This is a genomic window from Actinomadura sp. 7K507 (assembly GCF_004348425.1).
Taxonomy (GTDB): domain Bacteria; phylum Actinomycetota; class Actinomycetes; order Streptosporangiales; family Streptosporangiaceae; genus Spirillospora.
In genome coordinates this window covers 1-21,068 of record NZ_SMKK01000170.1, presented here as the reverse complement: position 1 = coordinate 21,068, position 21,068 = coordinate 1, and the positions used below count along the sequence as shown (strand labels likewise).

The following is a 21,068-nucleotide window of genomic DNA, read 5'->3' as shown; positions in this document are numbered from 1 at the left end:
GTGGTCCGCCGGGGACGAGCGGTCAGTGCTTCGTCGCCTGTTCGGCGCCCGCTCCGGTGAGGGAGCGGACCTCGATCTCGGCGTACTTCTGCGCGTTGTACTCCTTGCTGAGGATGGTGCCGATGAAGCCGCACAGGAAGCCGAACGGGATGGAGATGATCCCCGGGTTACTGAGCGGGAACCAGCTCCAGTCCGAGTCGGTGAACAGGGCCTTCTCGTCGCCGGAGACGACCGGGGAGAAGGCGACCAGGAAGAGCGCCGCGCCGAGGCCGCCGTAGATGGCGGAGACGGCGCCCGAGGTGTTGAACCGCTTCCAGAACAGGCTGTACAGGATCGCGGGCAGGTTGCCGGACGCGGCGACCGCGAACGCCAGGGCGACGAGGAACGCGACGTTGAGGCGCTGGGCGAAGATGCCGAGCACGATCGCGACGGCGCCGATGACGAAGGCGGAGATGCGGGCGACGCGGACCTCGTCCCGCTCGGTGGCCTTGCCCTTGCGGAACACGTGGGCGTACAGGTCATGGGCGAACGACGAGGACGAGGCGAGCGTCAGGCCGGCCACGACCGCCAGGATCGTCGCGAACGCGACGGCCGCGATGACCGCGAGCAGGATCGTGCCCCCCGCGTCCCCGAAGATGATCTCGCCGATGCGTTCGGCGAGTTGTGGTGCGGCGGTGTTGCCGGCCGGGTTGACCTTGGCGATCTCCTCGCTGCCGACGAGGGCCGCGGCGCCGAAGCCGAGGACGAGGGTGAACAGGTAGAAGGTGCCGATGAGGCCGATGCCCCACATCACGGACTTGCGGGCGTCGCGGGCCGTGGGGACGGTGTAGAAGCGGATCAGGATGTGCGGCAGCCCGGCGGTGCCGAGGACGAGGGCGAGGCCGAGGCTGATCAGGTCGAGCTTGCCGGACAGGCCCTGCTCCTCGGTGCCGTAGCGCAGCCCGGGGTCCAGGAACGCCTCGCCCTTGCCGCTCTGCTCGGCGGCGTCGTTGAGCAGGCTGGACAGGTTGAAACCGAACTCGACCAACACCAGCAGCGTGACCAGGGCGGCGCCGGTCATCAGCAGCACGGCCTTGACGATCTGTACCCAGGTGGTGCCCTTCATCCCGCCGAACACCACGTAAACGATCATCAGTACGCCGACCAGCGCGATCGTGGCGCCCTTGGCGAACTCGCTGGTGAAGCCGAACAGCAGAGCGACCAGTGCGCCGGCGCCGACCATCTGCGCCAGCAGGTAGAAGATCGACACGGTGATGGTGGAGACGCCGGCGGCGGTGCGGACGGGGCGCGGGCTCATCCGGAACGCCAGCACGTCCGCCATCGTGAACCGGCCCGAGTTGCGCAGCAGCTCGGCGACGAGCAGCAGCGCGACGAGCCAGGCGACCAGGAACCCGATGGAGTACAGGAAGCCGTCGTAGCCGTACAGGGCGATCAGCCCGGCGATGCCGAGGAAGGACGCGGCGGACATGTAGTCGCCGCCGATGGCGAGGCCGTTCTGCGCGCCGGAGAAGGAGCGGCCGCCGGCGTAGAAGTCGGTGGCGGTCTTGGTGTTCCGGCTCGCCCACACGGTGATCGCGAGGGTGGCGGCCACGAAGGTGAGGAACAGCAGGATCGACAGGGTTTCGTTGCTCATCGGCCGTCCTCCGCGGTCCCGGCGCTCTGCGCTTCCTCCGCCTCGATCTCGCCGCGGATCTTGTCTGCGACGGGGTCGAGGTTGCGTCCGGCGTGCCGCGAGTACAGGTACGCGATGCCGAACGTGGTGACGAACTGCAGGAGCCCGAAGATCAGCCCGAAGTTGATGGAACCGAAGAGCTCCGTGCCCATGAAGCCGCGCGCCCACCCCGACATCACGACATAGAGCAGGTACCAAGCGAGGAAGGCCACGGTCATGGGGAATGCGAATCTGCGGAATCTGCGCCGGAGTTCCTGGAACTCGGGGGTGCCCTGGAACCGTTCGTAGACGGTGCCGGGGGCGTTCTTATCGACGGACACGACCGCCCCTCCTCTGTTGTGACGCCGGTCACGCGCCACGGTATGGAGGTGTCCGGGGACGATCGAGGGGGCTGGCGCGGGGCTGCGGTCAGCTGCCGTTCATCGTCGCCAGCCTGCGGGTCCCGTCGGTGAACGGTTCTTTTGGCGCGATGAACGGTCACACCCGTTTGGGACGCCACGTCCCGCGGTCGACGGCGAGCGACTCCGGAGTGTGCAGGCGCACCATCATCCGCGCGACGCCGGGCGGCACCCGTCCCGGCGTGCACAGCGACACGACGATCATGGTGGTGAACGCGATCGGGACCGTCCACGCGGCGGGCTCGGCGAGCAGCGCGCCGATGAGCCCCTCCGGCGGCCCGGCCGCGATCGTCACGATCACCGCGGTGCCCGCCGAGACGCCGCCGGCGATCAGGCCGGCGAGCGCGCCCGGGACGGTCAGCCGCCGCCACCAGACCCCGAGGACCAGCAGCGGGCAGAACGTGGACGCGGCGACGGCGAACGCCAGCCCCACGACGTCGGCGACGGGGAGCGAGCGTGCGGCGATGGCCAGCGCCAGCGGGACGACGAGGGCCAGCAGCGTCCCCGCGCGGAACGAGCGGACCCCGCCGCGCAGGATGTCCTGCGCGATCACCCCGGCGACGGACACGGTGATCCCGGACGAGGTGGACAGGAACGCCGCGACCGCGCCGCCGGTCACCAGCGCGCCGAGCAGGTCGCCGCCGATGCCGCCGATGAGCCGTCCGGGCAGGGTGAGGACGACGGCGTCGGCCCGCCCGGTCATCAGCAGTTCGGGGGCGTACAGGCGTCCGAGCGCCCCGTACACGGCGGGTAGCAGGTAGAAGGCGCCGAGCAGGGACAGCACCATCACGGTGGTGCGCCGCGCGGCCCGCCCGTCGGGGTTGGTGTAGAAGCGCACGAGGACGTGCGGGAGCCCCATCGTCCCGAGGAACGTCGCGAAGATCAGCGAGTAGGTGGCGTAGAGGGTGTGGGGATGGCCGTCCAGCGGCATGGCCCACTCGTGGTCGGTGGTGGCGGGCCTGTCGCTGACGTGGGGCACGTCGGTGCCGGCGGGGAAGGTGACGGACGTGTTCTGAGCGATGTGGTGCCGGCCGGGGGTCAGGGTGAGCGGGGCGTTGCCGTAGTCCTGCCCGTCCACCCGCCCGTCCACGACGACCTGGACGGGGTCGGCGACGTCGACGGTGACGCCGAGGCCGACGGAGACGGTGGTGCGGTCGGAGAACTGCGGCGGGGTGTCCGCCGACAGGCCGGGCGCGCCGTCGTACCGCCAGGCCAGCAGCAGGAAGACCAGCGGTACGGCGAGCGCGGTGAGCTTCATCCAGTACTGGAACGCCTGGACGAGGGTGACGCTGCGCATGCCGCCGACGAGCACGTTGACGGCGACGACGACGGCGATGAGGACGCCGCCCGTCCACACCGGCGCGCCCGTGACCGTCCGCAGCACCAGCCCGGCGCTCTGGAACTGGGGCAGCAGGTACAGCCAGCTGATCAGCACGACGAGGATGCTGGCGACGCGGCGCACCGCCATGGACTCCAGCCGCGCCTCGGCGAAGTCGGGCAGCGTGTAGGCGCCGGAGCGGCGCAGCGGCGCCGACACCAGCACGAGCAGGACCAGGTAGCCGCCCGTCCAGCCGACGGGGAGCCACAGCATGTCGGCCCCGTAGGCGAGGATCAGCCCCGCGATGCCGAGGAACGACGCGGCCGACAGGTACTCGCCGCCGATCGCGGACGCGTTGCGCAGCGGCGTGACCGTGCGCGACGCCACGTAGAAGTCGGAGGTGGTGCGGGAGATGCGTCCGAGCACGCCGATGAGGATGGTCGCGACGACGACCAGGATCACCCCGGCGAGCCCGTACGCGGTGTTCACGCCGACCCGCCGGAGGCGTCACCGGCGGCTCCGTCTGCTGTGGGCCCCTCTGCTGTGGGCTCCGCTCCTGTGGGCGCGTCACCGGAGGTCGAGGACCGTTCGACCAGCTCGGCGAAGTCGTCCTCGTTGCGTTCGGCGTGCCGGACGTACCACCAGCCGCACGCGACGAACCACGGGTAGATCACCGCGCCGAGCAGCACCCACGGCAGCGGCAGCCCCAGTACCTCCTGCTCGCGGACCGCGGGGACCAGCGCGAAGAGCAGCGGCAGCCCGGCCACCACGACGGCCAGCACCAGGCACAGTCCCACCGCGAGGCGGAGCTGGGTCCGCAGCAGCGAGCGCATGTAGGCCTCGCCGAGCCCGGTCTGCTCGTCGATCTCGCGGGTGACGGGATAGGTGGGACGCCGGACGGCGCGCGTCCGCGGCCCGGTCACCAGGACCCGGCCGGGGGCGATCCCGCGCGCCTTCTCGTCCGGGCGCGAACCGTCCGGGCCCGGGTCGCCGGGGTCCGGGTGGCCGGGGTCCGGCTCGCCGCTCAGGGGGACCGCCTCGCCCTGCGCACGAGCAGGTCGCGCAGCTCGCGCACGTGCCTGCGGCTCACCGGCAGCTCCGAGTCGCCGACCAGCACGGTGCAGCGGCCCGAGTCCAGCCGCAGCTCCTTGATCGCCGCGAGCGCGACGAGATGGCTGCGGTGGACGCGGACGAACCCGGCGCCGGTCCAGCGTTCGCTCAGCGCAGCCAGCGGGATGCGCACCAGGTGGCTGCCGGAGGAGGTGTGGAGCCGCGCGTAGTCGCCCTGCGCCTCGACGTACAGCACCTCGGCGGGGGTGACGAACCGGGTCACCCCGCCCAGCTCGACGGGCATCGGCTCCGGCTCGGACGGGTCGGCCCCGTCCTCGTCGTCGGGCTCGTCGGCGGCCTCGGTCACGCGCCGGATCGCCTCGTTGAGCCGCTCGGGCCGCACCGGCTTGAGGATGTAGTCGGCCGCCTTGATCTCGAAGGCGTCGACGGCGTGGTCCTCGTAGGCGGTGACGAAGACGATCTGCGGCGCGCGGGCGAACTGGGCCAGCACGCGGCCGAGCACGGTGCCGTCCAGGCCGGGCATCCGGATGTCGAGGAAGACCGCGGCGATGGGACGTCCGTCCGCGAGGGCCCGGTCGAGCTTGCGCAGCGCGGCGGCGCCGTCCACCGCGGTGTGGATCTCGCCGATCCGCGGATGGGCGCGCAGCAGGTGGACGAGGTCGTCCAGCGCGGGCGCCTCGTCGTCCACCGCGAGGACACGTAGGCCCACCGCACCGTCCTTCCCACGTCGCACGCACATTTCAGTCAACCCGCGCCCGCCAGTCAAGGGCTCAGGACGCGGTCACCCCGGGCCGGTACTTGGGGACGCGCACGGTCACCTTCGTCCCGGCGCCCCGTCCGGTCTCCACGGCGAGACCGTACTCGTCGCCGTACACCTGCCGGAGCCGGTCGTCGACATTGGCGAGGCCGATCCCGGCCGCGTCGCCGTCGTCGCTCAGCGGGCGCGCGTCCCCCGCCAGGAGCCTACGGACGTCGCCGGGGTCCATGCCGATCCCGTCGTCCTCCACGCTGATCACGCAGTCGGACCCGGCGTCCTCGGCGACGATCGTGATGAGGCCGGGCTCCGACCTGTCCTGGAGCCCGTGCCGGACGGCGTTCTCCACGAGCGGCTGCAGGCACAGGAACGGGACGGCGACCGGCAGCACCTCGGGCGCGATCCGCAGCGTGACCCGCAGCTGCTCCCCGAACCGGGCCCGCTGGAGCAGCAGGTACCGGTCGATGGAGCGCAGTTCCTCGGCCAGCGTGGTGAAGTCGCCGTGCCGCCGGAACGAGTAGCGGGTGAAGCCGGCGAACTCCAGCAGCAGCTCCCGCGCCCGCTCGGGGTCGGACCGGACGAACGAGGCGATGGTGGTCAGCGAGTTGTAGATGAAGTGCGGCGAGATCTGCGCCCGCAGCGCCCGCATCTCCGCCTCCATCAGCAGCGTCCGCGAGTGGTCGAGTTCGGCCAGTTCGAGCTGCGCGTCCACCCACTGGGCGACCTCCTCGGCGGCGCGGATCAGCCCGGCCGGCGTGTCCTCCCCGTACGCGGCGAGGGTCCCGATCACGCGGTCGTCGGTGGCGAGCGGCACCACCACGACCCTGCGGATGGGGCAGTCCAGCCGGTCGCAGGTGACGTCGTGCACCTGCGTGCGCCCGTTCCCCAGCGTGACCTCGGCGTGCTTGGGGCCTTGCTCCGCGTGGTGGTCGTGCTCCCCGTCCCAGGCCAGCAGCCGTTCCCCGTCGGTGATCGCCAGCGCCGGGCAGTCCAGCAGGGTCCGCAGGTGGCGGGCGGTCTTCTGCGCGCCCTGCTCGGTGAGCCCGGCGCGGAACGCGGGGGCGGCGCGGGACGCGGTGTGCAGCGTCTCGAACGTCGCCCGCCGCGCGGGCCCGCCGAGGTCGCCGTTGCGGCCCTGCTGGCGGCGCCACCACACCAGGGCCGGAATCCACGTCACCAGCAGCGTCACGGCGACGGCTATGACCACGTTCATTCCGCAAATTTATGACGCGCCAACCCCCAAATGTGAAGTCACCGCTCGTCAATGTCCGACATAGCGGGAAAGTCCGGATCATGACACTTTGGACGGGCCAAATTGACGATCTTGGCCGGGTGCCCCCCGCCGCTCCCCAGCTCGCCAGGCCGGGCCCGGCCGTGAGGAGTGTGCATGCGCCACCGTCGAACTCTGGCCTGCCTGGCCGCCCTGGCCCTGGCGCTTCCGCTGGCAGCCGCGCTGCAGAGCCCGGCCTCCGCGGACGAACTGTCCCTGTCGAACTTCCAGCTCCGCCCGAACTCCAACGGGACGGGGCTGCAGGACCGCGCCGACGCCCTTCCACTGGTCAAGGGCACCGTCACCGGCATCATGAACGACCTCAACCGGCAGGGTGACGACCCCACCGGCACGGGCGAGGCATGCGAGCCCGACGCCCTCGAATCCGGAAGCCCCGCCGCGATCTCCCGAAGCGTCTGCTTCCAGTCGGACGACAACAACACCACCCAGTGGTTCCCGCAGGGCGTGACCACGGTCGCCGACATGCAGGCCGACCAGGAGTGGGGCGACGGCTACCAGCCCGTCCTGGTCAGCTGGTACGACAAGACGCAGAACGACGCGATCAAGGGCGTCCGCATCAGCTTCATGGACCCCGCCAGCGGCGCCTACCGGCACGTCCTGCTGGTGTATCCGCAGGCCAACGGCAGCTACGACACCGTCCGGGTGTCGCAGGACCCGTCCGCCTCCGGTTACGGCACCTCCCTCCACGCGGGCGGAATCGTCTGGTACGGCAACTACCTGTTCGTCGCCGACACCGCACGCGGCTTCCGCATGTTCGACATGCGCCGCATCTTCGACCTCGGCGCGTCCGAGAACGGGTCGACGGCCGACGGGAACAAGGTCGGCCTCCACGGCGGCACCTACCACGGCCACGGCTACCGCTACGTCATGCCGCAGATCGGCTCCTGGACGCGGACCGCCCCGACCGGCACCAAGTGCACGACCTCGGACGGGTCCCCGCAGTTCTCGCACGCCTCCCTCGACCGCAGCGGCACCGACCACCTGGTGGCCGGCGAGTACTGCGCCGGGGGCGAGGCCGTCAACGGGCGCGTCGCCGCCTGGCCCATCGCCGGCGCCTTCGACGGCAACGAGCTGGTCATGGACACGTCCTACCGCTGGAACGCCGACGCCGCCCACAAACTGCCGGACAGCAACGTCCAGGGCGCGACCCGCTTCGACGGCCGCTGGTACCTGAGCCGCAGCCGCGGCGACTCGGCCGACGGGACGCTCTACACGACCGAACCCGCCACCGGCTCCACCACGACACTCCAGATCGCGAGCCAGAAGCACCTCAGCATCGGCCCCGAGGACCTGTCCCACTGGCAGGCCGGCACCGACCCGTCCGCCCCGGGCCTCGGGCACCTCTGGACCGTCGCCGAACACCCCGCCAAACGAATGGTCTACTCCGTCCAGCCCTGACGAACGCCTGGGCGGCGTCCCCTCACCGCGGGGTGAGCCGGACCACCGGGTACTCCCTGGCGGACTTGCTCTGGTACTTCGCGATGCGGGGCTGGGCCTTGGCGATGCGCTGCCATGCCCGCTCCCGGTCGGCGCCGTCGAGCCGCTGCGGCTCCACCGGCACGGGGCCGCCGCCCGGCAGTTCCATCGACACCCGGTCGGGGCAGGCCATCAGATTGGCGAACCAGTCCGGGTTCCGGCTACCGCCGCCCGACGCGACGACCAGCCGGGCGTCCTCGCCATCGGCGAACCACGCCACGGGGGTCTCCCGCTGCTCCCCGCTGCGGTGGCCCACCGTATTCAGGATCAGCACGTCCATCCCCATGAACGTGCCGCGCCCCCGCCGGATCTTCCGGTTCATACGGGCATTCGCCCGGTGCTGCATCCACCGCGAGAACGCCCCGGGCCCGCCGCCCTTGCGCCCTCCCGCGCTTCCTGCCCGCTGGTCTTGTGCCATGGCTGCCTCCGGTCGCTCGACTCGACGTCCTTGGAGGTCACGCTAGGCGCGGACCGGTCAAGGACGCTTCTCGATTCCTGACCGGTCCGGTACCCCTGACCCGCATGGACGGCATCGCCGCGCAGCGTGAAGACGCCCGCCGGGAGGTCCGGGCGGGCGTCTTCACGGCGGGTGGCTCAGGGCAGGTTCAGTCGGTCGGCGAGGGCGTCGAAGTGGAGGTCGCCGTCGCCATAGGACAGGGACGCGGCCATGGCGTGGCGGGTGAACAGGTGCAGGTCGTGCTCCTGGGTGAAGCCGATCGCGCCGTGCACCTGGTGGCCGAGGGCGCACACCCGCTCGTACGCCTCGCTCACCCACGCCTTCGCCATCGACACCTCCTGGGTCGCGTCCCGGTTCACCGACAGCAGCCAGATGGCCTCGTAGGCGATGAAGCGGGAGCCGAGCACGTCGATGGACATGTTGGCGCAATGGTGCTGCACCGCCTGGAAGGACCCGACCGGACGGCCGAACTGCTCTCTTTCGCCCGCGTACCCGACCGTCATGTCCAGGACGCGTTGCGCCGCCCCCACCATCTCGGCGCAAGTGGCGGCCGCGCCGAACAGGGAGATCGCGCCGGCGGCGTCCGCGCCCAGGGCGGCTTCGGCCGGGACGTAGACGTCCGGCAGCTCGACGTCGCAGGGACGGTCCACGCCGACCGCGCCCAGCGGGTGGAGCGTCACCGACGAGGCGTCCACCCAGAACGCGTGCGGCCCGCCGTCCAGGTGAGCCACCACGAGGATGTGCTCGGCCGAGGCGGCGTACGGGACGAACGTGGCGGTGCCGCTCACGACGAAGCCGTCGCCGTCCCGTGCCGCCACCGGCCCGTCCCCGGGACGGTCCCAGGGCAGGGGCGCGGCGGTCACGATCTCGCCGCCCGAGATCGCGCCCAGCCACCGCTCCCTCTGCCCGGACGTGCCGAAGCGCGCGACCGGCATGCCGCAGCACGCCACCGACGCCAGCAGCGGGCTCGGCACCTGCGCGTACCCGAGCTGCTCGAACAGCAGGCAGACGTCCAGGAAGTCGCCGCCGACGCCGCCGTGCTCCTCGGGGAAGGCGAGGCCCGTCCAGCCGAGGTCGGCCATCTCCTTCCAGAGCGCGGTGGAGTGGCCGGCCGGGTCACCGTCCATCGCCCGCGCCCCGGCGGTCGCCGACCGGGACTCCAGCAGCTCGCGGGCGGTGTCGGCGATCAACCCCTGGTCCTCGGTGAGGCTCAGGTTCATGACGGCGGGATCTTGTCGGAGCGGACCCACACGCCCGGCCGTTCCTCCCAGAACAGCTGGACGAGGACGCCGCCGGTGTGCTTCGGATGGATGAACGTGTGCTTCCAGGCCGCGCCGTCGGTGACGCCCTCCTCGTCGTCGAACGTCGGCGTGTCGTACCGTTCGCAGGCCGCCATCGCCGCGTCCCAGTCGGCGACCTCGAAGGTGACGTGGTGCGCGGCGGGGCCGCTGCGCTCCAGGAACTTGTCGATGAACGAGTCCTCCCCGCGCGAGGTGATCACCTCCCAGCAGATCGCCGAGCCGGGGATGTTCAGCACCAGGTCGGCCATGTCGGGGTGCTCGTCCTCGGGCGTCCGCCAGACCTGCACGAATCCGGCGAGGTCGTGGTACCAGCGGGCCAGCTCGTCGCGGTCGTGGAAGGCCTGGCAGACGTGGTCGAGCGCCACGATGCCGAGGGACGGGCCGGCCCCCGGCTCGCCGGCCTCCGTGGACGCGTCGGCGGAGTCGCCGCACATGTCCAGGCCGCCGGGGCCGCGGAGGCGGAACAGGACGCCGGGGCCGTGCTCGGGCGGGCTCAGCGACGCCTCGATCCACCGGCCGCCGGGCCCGTCGGACGGCTTGATGCCGCGCCCCTCCAGCTCGGCGCGGACGGCTTCGAGGTCGGGTACCTCGGCGCCGACGTGATGCAGGCCGGGACGTCCGCCGTGTTCGTCCAGCCAGGTCCGCAGCGCGGAGCCGTCGCCCGCGGGCGCCACGACCTCCCACGCCTGCCCCCGGCTGCCGGGGATCTCCAGCCGAGCGCCGCGCACGCCCTCGCCGGGGTTGCTCCAGCTCCGGACGCGCCGGAACCCGAACAGCCCCTCCAGCCGTCCGACCTGCGCGTCGAGGTCGGGCGCCACCTGCGCGACATGATCGATGCGGTAGATCTGCACGGGTTCTCCTAGCTCGGGTGGGGCTCGATCCAGTCGTAGCCGCCGGTGACCAGTTCCTTGACGAGGCGCAGGTTGTAGCGGTTCATCGCCGCGATCCGCTCGGCCAGCTCACCGACGCGCTTGTCGAACTCGTCCGCCGGGTACACGTCGTTGACCAGGCCCAGTTGCAGCGCCCGGTCGGCGCCGATCCGCGCACCGGTGAACAGCAGTTCCTTGGCGCGGGCCTTGCCGATCCGCTCCGGCAGCCGCTTGACCCCGCCCCAGCCGGGCGCCGACCCGCCGAACTCGGGCTGGTCGGGGTCGCCGTCCTCGGTCATCTTCGGCCGGTACGGCGGGCGCGCCGACAGGGTGATCTCGACGAGGCCCATCTTGGCGTTGTCGGACGCGACGATGAAGTCGGCGGCGAGCGCCAGCTCCAGGCCGCCGCCGACGGCGTAGCCGTGCACGGCCGCGATGACCGGGACCGACGTCCGCTCCATCATCGCGAACGTCTTCTCGCCCAGCCTGCCCTGCTCGACGCGTTCGCGCGGCGTCAGCTTCTCCGACCAGCCGAGGTCCATCCCGGCGCAGAACGCGCGCTCGCCGGCGCCGCGCAGCACCACGGCGCAGACGTCCTCGTCGTCGTCGACGCGGGTGAAGATGTCGCGCAGCTCGGTCATCGTCGTCGGCGTCAGCGCGTTGAGCTTGTCCGGCCGGTTGAGGGTCAGCCAGGCGACCCTCTCCTCGATCCGCAGATCGACGGTCTCGTAGCCGTTCTCGTCGGGCATATGCTTTCGCTCCTCCTGGGTCGGGTCGGCGGATCGGTCAGCGGGGCAGGTTCAGGCCCCGGGTGGCGATGACGTTGCGCTGGATCTCGGTGGTGCCGCCGAGGAAGGTGGACGCCACCGAGTCCATGCGCATGTGGGTGAACGCGGCGTCGAGCGGAGCCCCTTCGCGGTCCCAGAGGGCGGCGGACCGCCCGAACGCCCGCGCGCCGGTGCGGGCGAGCCGCTGGTGCAGCTCGGCGCCGAAAAGCTGGTTGACGGACGCCTCGAAGCCGGGTTCCTCGCCCGCGGCCTGCCGCGACACGGTGTAGCGGGCCAGGTTGTACAGGACGCGGATCTCGGTCTGCCGGCGGGCGATCTCCTGCCGCAGCGCGGGTGTGGTGCGTCCGTACCGCCCGCCTTCGGGCGACCGCAGGTAGGTGACGAGTTCGGCGAGCGCCTGCTCGTACTTGATCGTCGCGCCGATCCCGGCCCGTTCGAAGCCCAGCGCGGACATCGCGACGTACCAGCCGCGGTTCTCCTCGCCGACCCTGTCCGCGACCGGCACCCGGACGCCCTCGAAGAAGATCTCGCAGAACGGCACCGCGTCCCTGATGTCGGTGATGGGGCGGATCGTCACGCCCGGCGCGTCGGCCTTGACCAGCAGGAACGTGATGCCCCGATGCGGACGCTCGGCGTCGGGATCGGTGCGCACCAGGACGAACAGCCAGTCGGCGTACTGGCCCAGGGACGTCCACACCTTCTGGCCGTCCACCACGTACTCGTCGCCGTCGCGCACGGCCCGGGTACGCAGCGACGCCAGATCGGAGCCGGACCCCGGTTCGGAGAATCCCTGCGCCCACGCGGCCTCGCCCTTCGCGATGGCGGGCAGATGCCTGGCCTTCTGATCTTCCGTCCCGTGCACCAGCAGCGTGGGCCCCAGCAGGAACGCGCCGATGCCGTTCACCGTCGGCACCCGCGCCCGCATCATCTCCTCGTGGAGGATGAACTCCTCCATGGCCGACAGCCCGGCACCGCCGTACTCCTCCGGCCAGTGCGGCGCGATCCAGCCCCGCTCCGCCAGCGCGGCCGCCCACGCCCGCGCGCCCTCGCGCCGCCCCGGATCGTCGGCGACCCGGTCGACGGGCCAGTTGTAGCCCGCGACGTCCTCCGGCTCAAGGCTCTGCTCCTCGTCCCCGGCCGGACGGTAGGACGCGGGGAACCGCTCCTGGACGAAGGCCCGCGCCTCCTCGCGGAACGCGGCCTCCTCCGGCGTGTCGTCCCAGTTCACCGGCCGTCCGCCTCCCGGTCCCAGGTCGTCTCGGTGATCCCGCCGTCGCCCTGGGCGCGCAGCCTGTACTTGGCGACCTTGTCGGTCGGCGTGCGCGGCAGCGCCTCCACGAACTCGACGTAGCGCGGCACCATCGACCGCGGCAGCCGCTCCTCGCAGTAGGCGACCAGCTCCGCCGGTTCCATGCCGGTGTCCGGCTGCACCACGATCGACACCTTGATGTCCTCGTCCTCCAGCTCCGAGGGCACGCCGATGGCGGCGCACTCCAGCACCGCCGGATGCCGGTTGATCTCGGTCTCCAGGTCGAAGGCCGAGATGTTCTCACCACGCCGGCGGATGGCGTCCTTCATCCGGTCCAGGAAGTAGAAATATCCGTCGTCATCGCGCCATACCCGGTCTCCCGTGTGGAACCACATGTTCCGGAAGCAGTGGGTCGTCGCCTCCCAGTTGCCGTAGTACCCGGTCGTCAGGACGAACGGCTGCCTCGGCCGCAGCACCAGCTCGCCCGGCTCCCCCGCGCCCAGCTCCCGGTCGTACTCGTCCACCACCGCGACCTGGAACCGCTCCTCGTGGGCCTGCCCGCACGAGCCCGTCCGCCACTCCCCGTAGGGACTGCCGGTCGCGATGCCCGCCTCGGTACTCGTGTAGGTCTCCACCGACCGGACCCCGAAACGCTCCCGCAGCGGCTCGTCCAGGCTCGACTTGCCCATGTAGAACGTCTCCAGCCCGTGGTCGCGGTCGCGCGACGTCGGCGGACGGTTCAGCAGGATCGGGATCATCGAGAACACGCTCATGCACACCTGCGCGTCGAAGCGGCGGACGTCGTCCCAGAACCTCGAAGCGCTGAACCGCTCCACGATGGCGATCGACCCGCCCCCCAGCAGCGCCGAGAGCATGCCGTCCCACAGCCCCGCGGCGTGGAAGAGCGGCAGCGGGCAGTAGATCGTCTTACCCCACCGATCGAGAAAGTCCAGCGAGTCATAGGCGCAGGTCAGCGCCAGCGCGTGCGGGACCATCGCGCCCTTGGACGGCCCGGTCGTCCCGGACGTGTACATGATCGCCTGCATGTCGGCGAACCCGACCGGAACCTCGACGGGCCCGTCCCCGTCCTCCGGCAGTGCGGCCAGGTCCCGCGCGGGCTTGCCCAGCTGATCCAGGAAGACCCCGCCTCCGGCGGCGTCCCGCACGATCACCCCGCCCAGCTTCGGCAACCGCTCCGCCACCTCGACGACGCGCTCCGCGTACGGCCCGTCGATGACGAGCCACCCCGAATCGGAACTGTCCAGCACATGCCGGAGCAACTCCCCCCGGTACGCGATGTTGATCGGCACGGCCACCGCGCCCAGCCGCGCCAGCGCGAAGATCAGATGCACGAAGTCGGCGCAGTTCGGCAGCATCACGCCCACGTGGTCGCCGCGCCCGATCCCGGCCCCCGCCAGCCGGCGCGCCATCCGGTCGGCGGCCGCGTCGACCTCGCCGTAGGTGATCTCGCCGTCGCGGAACTTGAGAAACGTCTGCCGTCGGTGAACCTGCGCCTGCGACCGGAGAACGTCCCCGAGGACGAAGCTCTCCAGCGTCTCCTTGCGCATCCGGACCTCCGCTGTCGCTGTGTGCGTCGTCGTAGGTGGTGTGCGTCGTCGGCTGGTGGCGGTGTATCGGTCAGAAGGAATCGGCCAAGAGCGATCCGTAACCGGACATTGCCATAAATAGGGGAACACGAAACGCTATAACCGGCAACAGTGGCGAAAAGGGAATATCCCTGTTCTACCGGTGTTCTACTGAGGCATCAGGCAACCAGTGTGACCCAGGCCACACTCCCTCGTACCCCTGTTTCGGCCACCCATCCCAGCCCGTCACCACACGACCGAAACCCGCACTCCAGGGTTCGGCGACCTTCGGCGACTACACGGAGACTCAGGGGAGCGACTTACGAGGCCAGCCGCTCACCGGCGTCGCGTCCCGGCCTCGCGGATTCGACCTCGCCGTCCGACCGGTTGATCTCCGACCACACCGCATCGAGGGAAAGGCCGAGGACGCCGGCGATCGCGGCGATGGTCGGGAAGGCGGGAGTGGCCACGCGACCGGACTCGATCTTCCGCAGGGTCTCCGGCGAGACGCCCGCGTCCAGCGCGGTGCGGAGCATCGGCCTCTCCCCCCTGGCTCGCCGCAGGAGGGCACCGAGGCGCTGTCCGCGTTCGATCTCCGGGGGCGTGAGCGGCAACCTGACCATGGCTCCGATTCTAGTACCGGGATAGTATGGCCGGGATAGTTATTGGTCATGTGAGAAAGGCACCCGATGATCGAGATCCTGAGCCCCACCGACCTGCCGCGAGCGAAGGACACGGGCTCCCTGGTCGCCGACATCTTGCAGACCATGAAGAGCCGCAGCACGGTCGGCACGAACCTCCTGGACATCGACCGGTGGACCAAGGCCATGATCATCGAGGCCGGGGCGGAGTCCTGCTACGTCGACTACGAGCCGTCCTTCGGCCGCGGGCCGTTCGCGCACTACATCTGCACGTCGGTCAACGACGCCGTCCTTCACGGACGGCCGCACGACTACACGCTCGCCGACGGCGACCTGCTGTCGCTCGACCTCGCCGTATCGAGAGGCGGAGTCGTCGCGGACTCCGCCATCAGCTTCATCGTGGGCGACTCGAAGCCCGCGGAGAGCGTCGCGATGATCAGCGCGACCGAACGCGCCCTGGCCGCGGGGATCGCCGCGGCCGGACCGGGCGCTCGCATCGGCGACATCTCCCATGCCATCGGCACGGTCCTCAGCGAGGCGGGGTATCCCATCAGCACCGAGTTCGGAGGTCACGGCGTCGGGTCCACGATGCACCAGGACCCGCACGTCCCGAACACGGGGCGGCCCGGCCGCGGATACAAGCTGCGCCCCGGACTGCTGCTGGCACTGGAGCCATGGGTCATGGCGGACACCGCCGAACTCGTCACCGACGCCGACGGCTGGACGCTCCGAAGCGCGACCGGCTGCCGGACAGCGCACAGCGAGCACACGATCGCCATAACCGACGACGGAGCCGAAGTCCTCACCCGCGCATGAGTGATCGCCTACCGTTGCACCCGCGTCGTGGGGCCGATGGAACCCCGGACGCGAGAACCGCCCGTCCACCCCCCGAGGGCCACCACCGCGATGACCCCACCCGTTGACCCGCAACCCGGCGAGCACGAGCCGGACCTGCTGCGCGGGGCCATCGCGGGCACGCTCATCGACCTGCGCACCGGCGACGCCGAGCGCGACGACCCGGCGGGCGCGGCCGAGTGGGGCCCTGAGCGAACCGTGCGAGCCGGGACGCTGGCAGACCTCCTCACGCGACGGCCACCCGACGATCCCCCGCTGCGCGCGGTGAAACTGCGCGGCGCCACGATCGGCGGCACGCTCACCATGACGCGGGCACACCTCGACGCACCTGGCGCCGACGCATTGGCCGCCGCCAGGCTCACGGTCGGCGACGACATGTTCTGCGGTGACCTCACCGCCGACGGCGAGATGCGCCTCCCCGGCGCCCGCATCGGCGGCCGCCTCGACCTGAGCCGAGCACGCCTGACCAACCCCGGCGCCACCGCGCTGACCGCCGACCGGCTCACCGTCGAGGACGGCGTGCTGGCCGAGGGCTTCACGGCCGAAGGAGAGGTCCGCCTGCCCGGCGCCCAGATCAACGCGCCCCTGATCCTGGCCGGCGCCCGCCTGACCGACCCCGGCGGCCAGGCCCTCAACCTCGAAGGCGCCACCGCCACCGCGTTGATCTTGCTTCCGGGCCACCGTCCCGAAGGCGACGTGAACCTCACCGGCGCCCGCGTCGGAACCTTCGACGACGACCCGGCGACCTGGCCCGCCACGATCCGCCTGCGTGGATTCACCTATGACGCCCTCGGCGACCACGGAGACACCGCCGACGCCCGTACGCGGATCGCCTGGCTGACCCGCGATCCCGGCGGCTACGTCCCGCAGCTCTACGACCAGCTCACCGCCGTCTACCGGCGCGCAGGGGACGAACAGGCCGCACACAAGGTCGCGGTCGCCAAGCAATGGCGGCGCCGCGCGGAGCTGAACCCGGCGGGCAAGCTGACGAACTGGCTCCTGTACCTGACCGTCGGCTACGGCTACCGGACCTGGCAGGCGGCCGTCTGGCTCGCCGTCCTGCTCGCCCTCGGCACCTGGATCTTCACCGAAGCCCACCCGCACGACCTGACCCGCGCCGACAGGAACGCCCCCGCCTTCAACCCCTTCGGCTACACCCTCGACGTCCTGCTGCCGATAGTGGACCTCGGCCAGCAGAAGGCGTGGCGAGCCCAAGACGCCGCCATGTACTGGACCTGGACGTTCATAGCATCCGGCTGGATCCTCACCACCGCCGTGGTCGCCGGCTTGACCGGCATCCTCAAACGCACCTGACCGCCACCTGGCCGGGCCCCATCACCACCAGCAAGTCGCCTCATGTGTCGAGCATGTCTCGACGACGATAGCGGCGATAGCGGCGGCCACTTTCCCCCAGATCGCTCCGCGACGGAGGCCAGGGCCCAGCCAGATCAGGCGGTGGACGAAAAGGTGCGGCGGTAGGTGGTGGGAGGGACGCCCACGGTGCGGGTGAAGTGGTGGCGGAGGTTGGCCGGGCTGCCCAGGCCGGTGCGGTCGGCGATCTGGTCCACGGGGAGGGACGTCGTCTCCAGCAGTTCGCGGGCGTGGTCGATGCGGATGCCGCGCAGCCAGGCCATCGGGGTCGTGCCCGTCGCGGCGCTGAAGCGGCGGATCAGGGTGCGGGGGGTTACGTTGGCGCGGCTCGCCAGGGCGGCGATGGTGAGCGGTTCGTTCAGGTGTTGGCGGGCCCAGTCGAGGAGGGGGCCCAGTTCGTCCGCGTCCTGGACGGGCGTTCCCGCGTCGATGTACTGCGCCTGGCCGCCGGGCCGGTGCGCGGGCATGACGAGGCGTTTGGCGAGGGCGCCGGCGACGGCGGCGCCGTGGTCGGCGCGGACGACGTGCAGGCACAGGTCGAGACCGGCGGCGGTCCCCGCGCTGGTCAGGATGTCGCCGTCGTCGATGTACAGGACGGACGCGTCCACCAGGACGTCCGGGTAGCGGTCGGTGAGCTGGCGGGCGTGCATCCAGTGGGTCGTCGCCGGGCGTCCGTCGAGGAGGCCGGCGGCGGCGAGGACGAACGCTCCCGTGCACAGCGACACGAGGCGGGCGCCGTTGGCGTGGGCGGCGCGGACGGCCTCGACCAGGTCGGCGGGCTGGTCGTCGAGAACGTTCGCGCAGGCGGGGATCACGACGGTGTCGGCCTGGGCGATTTCATCCAGGCCGTGGCGGGCCTCGGGTGCGAACCCGGCGGCTGTCCGGGTGCCCGGTGCGGCGCAGAGCCGGAAGTCGTACCAAGAGTCGGCCAGCCCCGGGCGCTCGTACCCGAACACCTCGCAGGGGATGGCCAGCTCGAAGATCGGCACCCCATCGGTCACGGCTACGGCCAGCGTGTGCATGTCACCAATTTAGCGGTCATGGTCGTTCTTGCCACTTGGACCTGTTCCGGCTGAGCGCCAGAGTGAAGCCATGGACGTTTTCCCCACTGGACGCGCCTCCTTCGATCCCCCACAGGAGATGGCGGACCGGCTTTGGCGGCATGTCACAGACCTTCTTCGGGACGAGCGCGAGCAGATCGCCGGACGGGACGTGAGCCCGTCCGTGAACGTCCAGCGCCTCAGGGCCGTCATCGGCGCGTACGACTTCGACCGTCCGGCCGGTCCCGAGGCGGTGATCGACGAGGTCGCCGAGCTGCTGCGCGCGGCGACCGTCCACACGACGCATCCCCGGTACTTCGGGCTCTTCAACCCCACGCCGACGCTGATGGGGGTTCTCGGCGAGACGCTGGCCGCGGCTTTCAACCCGCAGCTCGCCGCGTGGTCGCACGCACCGGCGGCGGCGGAGATCGAGGCGCATGTGCTGCGCTTCCTGGGAGGGCGGCTGGGCTACCCGTCCGAGCAGGTGGCCGGGTCGTTCACCAGCGGCGGCGCGGAGGCGAACATGACCGCCGTGCTGCTGGCGCTCACGAGGACATGGCCGCAGTACGGCGCCGAAGGGTTGCGGGCGCTGCCCGGCCGTCCGGTCATGTACGCGTCGGCGGAGAGCCACCTGGCCTGGCTGAAGATCGCCCATGCCACCGGTATCGGCAGAGACGCCGTCCGCCTCGTCCCCACCGGGCCCGGCCTGCGGATGGACGCGCCGAGCCTCGCCCGCCAGGTGGCCGCCGACCGGGCCGCAGGCGACCTGCCTTTCCTCGTCGTGGCGACGGCCGGGACGACGGCCGCCGGGGTGATCGACCCGCTGCACGAGCTGGCCGACCTCTGTGGCGACCTCGGCCTGCGGCTACACGCCGACGCCGCCTACGGGGGCGCGGCGGCCCTCTCCGACCGGCTGCGTCCCGTCCTGTCCGGCATCGAGCGCGCCGATTCGATCACGCTGGACGCGCACAAGTGGCTGAGCGTCCCGATGGGCGCGGGTGCGCTGCTGTCCACCGACGCCGAAGGGCTCGCGGAGACGTTCCGGGTCACGACGTCCTACATGCCGGCCGACGTTCCCGACACCGTCGACCCCTACACGTCCAGCCAGCAGTGGTCGCGGCGCTTCATGGGGCTGAAGCTGTTCCTCAGCTTGGCCGTCGCGGGCCGTGAAGGGTACGCCGAGCAACTCGAACACGACGCCCGCCTGGCGGACGACCTCCGCGAAGCGCTCGCGGCCAACGGATGGGGCATCGTCAACGACACCCCGCTCCCCGTCGTCTGCTTCGCCGATCCGGACGACGGCACGTGGGAGCACCATGACGCGCTCGCCCGATCCGTCGTGGAGAGCGGGCGCGCGTGGATCAGCCCCGTCCGCCTGGACGGACGCGCCGCCCTCCGCGCGTGCGTCATCAGCCACCGCACCAGGTCCGCGGACATGGACGACCTCGTCCTGGCGGTGAACGACGCGCGGAAGGCCGCGGCCGCGGTGTGAGGCACGCTCAGCCGCGAAAGAACTCGGCGAGCACGGAGGCGAGCTTCTTCGGGGCCGTCATCACGGCCGTACATTCCGCGCTGATTACTCGGCGGCCGCGATGTAGCGCAATTCCTCCCCGGGATCCTTCGCGGAGTCCAGGTTCACTTCGACGTCCGGCAGCGCGGCTTCCAGGCGGCCCATCATCGCGGCGCTGAGGAAGTGGTGGTGCAGATCGAGCCGCTCCAGGTGGGTGAGCGGCTGGCCCGACAGCAGCGCCTCGGCACCGGTGTCGGTGAGCAGGCCCATGGCCAGGCTGAGCGTTCGCAGCCGGGCCACGACCGGCGCCTCCGCCACGGCTGCTGCAACCTCGTCCTGGATCTCGCTGTCCTCGAGTCCGAGGTGCGTGAGGGACGTCAGCCGTCCGCCGTTCAGGATCGGTTCCAGGTCAGCGATCCGCGCGTCTCCCCCATAGGCGGCGGAGCCGAGCCAGAGGTCGAGATGCTCCAGGCTGGGCAGTTCGCTTTCGCCGAGGGCCTGTACGACCTCGCGGGGCAGACCGCCGGTCTCGAACCGCAGCGTCCTGAGGGCCTCGCTGCGGACAGGGCTCAGGGACAAGCCGTCGCCACCCCGCACGTCCAAGCGCCTCAGCCCAGGGAAGGCCGCGAAGAGCGGCGTGACATCACTCTGCGGGATCCAGGAGATCTCCACCTCCTCGGCGACGATGTCTCCGAGGAACAGCGATTCCAGGTCGGGCAACCGGTCGGCCGCGTCCACCAGCAGCCGCACCGGATCGGCGCGGTCGTACTCGTACGCGGCTCCGTTGAAGCCGACGAGCAGGCGCGTCACCTGGCTGGTATCGACCGTCCCGAGGAAGAGCGTGAACAGCTCCTCGAACGGCGGGCCTTGGTAGGTGGTGTGGATCCGCCAGGCGGAGCCGGGCACATCCGCCCCGGTGGCGCAGAACTCCGGAACCTCACCCTGCTCCAGGAAATCCACCAGGAAGTCGTCCTCAAGCATCTCGGGCTCTGCGATGAAATCCACGACGGGTTTCCCGTCGTAGACGGTGAGGTGCTCGTGAACGCTCATGAGGCCTCCTGCCGGTGAATCGATCAACGACGGCATGCTCGCAGACGGAGCCGGTCAGGCGGTCGGGAAGGGGAGGGCCAGCAGGTGGTACGTGATGCACAGCTTGTAGAAGGGGATGGACGCCAGGACCAGGAGGGTCAGGGAGATCCGGCCGGTTCTTCCCCACCAGCCCTTCCACCAGGCGGCGACCAGCCCGGCGGCCAGCGGGATCGTGGCGAGGAACGACGCGGTGGCGATGTAGGGCAGCGCCGTCAGCTCCGGTGAGCCGAGCGGCACCATCTCCATGATGGCGTTGCCGTCGGACATCGCCAGGGAGATGCCGGTGAGGAAGGCGGTGACGAGTGCGGCGGCGAGCCAGGCCAGGGTGCGGG

Annotated in this window: 19 protein-coding genes and 1 pseudogene; 4 read left to right on the top strand and 16 right to left on the bottom strand. The window is 71.1% G+C overall.

The features are described 5' to 3' along the window. Positions 1 to 22 precede the first annotated feature (22 nt). From E1285_RS31080 to E1285_RS31055, 6 genes are all read right to left on the bottom strand, one after another. The gene (locus E1285_RS31080) at positions 23 to 1,633 is read right to left on the bottom strand and encodes a cation acetate symporter (protein WP_132158135.1); all 1,611 of its coding nucleotides are present in this window, start codon (positions 1,631 to 1,633) and stop codon (positions 23 to 25) included. After that, positions 1,630 to 1,992: a DUF485 domain-containing protein gene (locus E1285_RS31075; RefSeq protein ID WP_132158134.1), complete on the bottom strand. Its 363-nt coding sequence runs from the start codon at positions 1,990 to 1,992 to the stop codon at positions 1,630 to 1,632. Before E1285_RS31075 ends, E1285_RS31080 begins: the two co-directional genes overlap by 4 nt. 157 nt (positions 1,993 to 2,149) lie before the next feature. Further along, entirely contained in the window at positions 2,150 to 3,877 is a 1,728-nt protein-coding gene (locus E1285_RS31070; RefSeq protein ID WP_132158133.1) for a cation acetate symporter, read from the bottom strand. Continuing rightward, positions 3,874 to 4,311, bottom strand: coding sequence for a DUF485 domain-containing protein (locus tag E1285_RS31065; RefSeq protein ID WP_207946951.1), 438 nt, complete (start codon positions 4,309 to 4,311; stop codon positions 3,874 to 3,876). The genes E1285_RS31070 and E1285_RS31065 overlap by 4 nt, the downstream gene beginning before the upstream one ends. 101 nt (positions 4,312 to 4,412) lie before the next feature. Then, positions 4,413 to 5,168, bottom strand: coding sequence for a LytTR family DNA-binding domain-containing protein (locus E1285_RS31060; RefSeq protein ID WP_279510108.1), 756 nt, complete (start codon positions 5,166 to 5,168; stop codon positions 4,413 to 4,415). Between the two features lie 61 nt (positions 5,169 to 5,229). Then, positions 5,230 to 6,426 carry a histidine kinase gene (locus tag E1285_RS31055; RefSeq protein WP_132158131.1) on the bottom strand — a complete coding sequence of 399 codons (1,197 nt, stop codon included), beginning with the start codon at positions 6,424 to 6,426 and terminating at the stop codon, positions 5,230 to 5,232. A 174-nt stretch (positions 6,427 to 6,600) separates the two neighbouring features. Between E1285_RS31055 and E1285_RS31050 the strand changes: the two genes are divergently transcribed. Continuing rightward, a complete protein-coding gene (locus E1285_RS31050; protein ID WP_207946950.1) occupies positions 6,601 to 7,902 on the top strand; it encodes a hypothetical protein in 1,302 nt (433 codons plus the stop codon). A gap of 22 nt (positions 7,903 to 7,924) precedes the next feature. Here E1285_RS31050 and E1285_RS31045 read toward each other — a convergent pair whose 3' ends face one another. From E1285_RS31045 to E1285_RS31015, 7 genes are all read right to left on the bottom strand, one after another. Continuing rightward, positions 7,925 to 8,326 (bottom strand): nitroreductase family deazaflavin-dependent oxidoreductase, encoded by a 402-nt coding sequence (locus E1285_RS31045; protein ID WP_279510109.1) that lies wholly within the window; start codon positions 8,324 to 8,326, stop codon positions 7,925 to 7,927. A 248-nt stretch (positions 8,327 to 8,574) separates the two neighbouring features. Beyond that, positions 8,575 to 9,657, bottom strand: a complete 1,083-nt coding sequence (locus tag E1285_RS31040) for an acyl-CoA dehydrogenase family protein (protein ID WP_132158129.1) — start codon at positions 9,655 to 9,657, stop codon at positions 8,575 to 8,577. Continuing rightward, positions 9,654 to 10,589, bottom strand: coding sequence for a VOC family protein (locus E1285_RS31035; RefSeq protein ID WP_132158128.1), 936 nt, complete (start codon positions 10,587 to 10,589; stop codon positions 9,654 to 9,656). The genes E1285_RS31040 and E1285_RS31035 overlap by 4 nt, the downstream gene beginning before the upstream one ends. A gap of 8 nt (positions 10,590 to 10,597) precedes the next feature. Further along, on the bottom strand, positions 10,598 to 11,356 hold the full coding sequence (locus tag E1285_RS31030) for an enoyl-CoA hydratase/isomerase family protein (RefSeq protein WP_132158127.1): 759 nt from the start codon (positions 11,354 to 11,356) through the stop codon (positions 10,598 to 10,600). A gap of 37 nt (positions 11,357 to 11,393) precedes the next feature. Further along, positions 11,394 to 12,623, bottom strand: a complete 1,230-nt coding sequence (locus E1285_RS31025; RefSeq protein WP_132158126.1) for an acyl-CoA dehydrogenase family protein — start codon at positions 12,621 to 12,623, stop codon at positions 11,394 to 11,396. Further along, positions 12,620 to 14,212: an AMP-binding protein gene (locus E1285_RS31020; protein ID WP_132158125.1), complete on the bottom strand. Its 1,593-nt coding sequence runs from the start codon at positions 14,210 to 14,212 to the stop codon at positions 12,620 to 12,622. The genes E1285_RS31025 and E1285_RS31020 overlap by 4 nt, the downstream gene beginning before the upstream one ends. Before the next feature lie 338 nt (positions 14,213 to 14,550). Continuing rightward, entirely contained in the window at positions 14,551 to 14,853 is a 303-nt protein-coding gene (locus tag E1285_RS31015) for a helix-turn-helix transcriptional regulator (protein WP_132158124.1), read from the bottom strand. Positions 14,854 to 14,919: 66 nt separating this feature from the next. Between E1285_RS31015 and map the strand changes: the two genes are divergently transcribed. Together map and E1285_RS31005 are read left to right on the top strand one after the other, a co-directional pair. After that, a complete protein-coding gene (map, locus tag E1285_RS31010; RefSeq protein WP_132158123.1) occupies positions 14,920 to 15,687 on the top strand; it encodes a type I methionyl aminopeptidase in 768 nt (255 codons plus the stop codon). Positions 15,688 to 15,777: 90 nt separating this feature from the next. Continuing rightward, the gene (locus E1285_RS31005) at positions 15,778 to 17,040 is read left to right on the top strand and encodes an oxidoreductase (RefSeq protein WP_132158122.1); all 1,263 of its coding nucleotides are present in this window, start codon (positions 15,778 to 15,780) and stop codon (positions 17,038 to 17,040) included. A gap of 134 nt (positions 17,041 to 17,174) precedes the next feature. Here the strand turns inward: E1285_RS31005 and E1285_RS31000 are convergent, their stop codons facing one another. Beyond that, complete coding sequence (locus E1285_RS31000) at positions 17,175 to 18,119, bottom strand: helix-turn-helix domain-containing protein (RefSeq protein WP_132158121.1); 945 nt, start codon at positions 18,117 to 18,119, stop codon at positions 17,175 to 17,177. Between the two features lie 70 nt (positions 18,120 to 18,189). Between E1285_RS31000 and E1285_RS30995 the strand changes: the two genes are divergently transcribed. Next, complete coding sequence (locus E1285_RS30995) at positions 18,190 to 19,629, top strand: pyridoxal-dependent decarboxylase (protein ID WP_132158120.1); 1,440 nt, start codon at positions 18,190 to 18,192, stop codon at positions 19,627 to 19,629. An 84-nt stretch (positions 19,630 to 19,713) separates the two neighbouring features. Here E1285_RS30995 and E1285_RS30990 read toward each other — a convergent pair whose 3' ends face one another. After that, on the bottom strand, positions 19,714 to 20,697 hold the full coding sequence (locus E1285_RS30990) for an STM4015 family protein (protein WP_132158119.1): 984 nt from the start codon (positions 20,695 to 20,697) through the stop codon (positions 19,714 to 19,716). Positions 20,698 to 20,751: 54 nt separating this feature from the next. Further along, a pseudogene (locus E1285_RS45835) lies at positions 20,752 to 21,068 on the bottom strand (serine hydrolase); the annotation flags it as partial.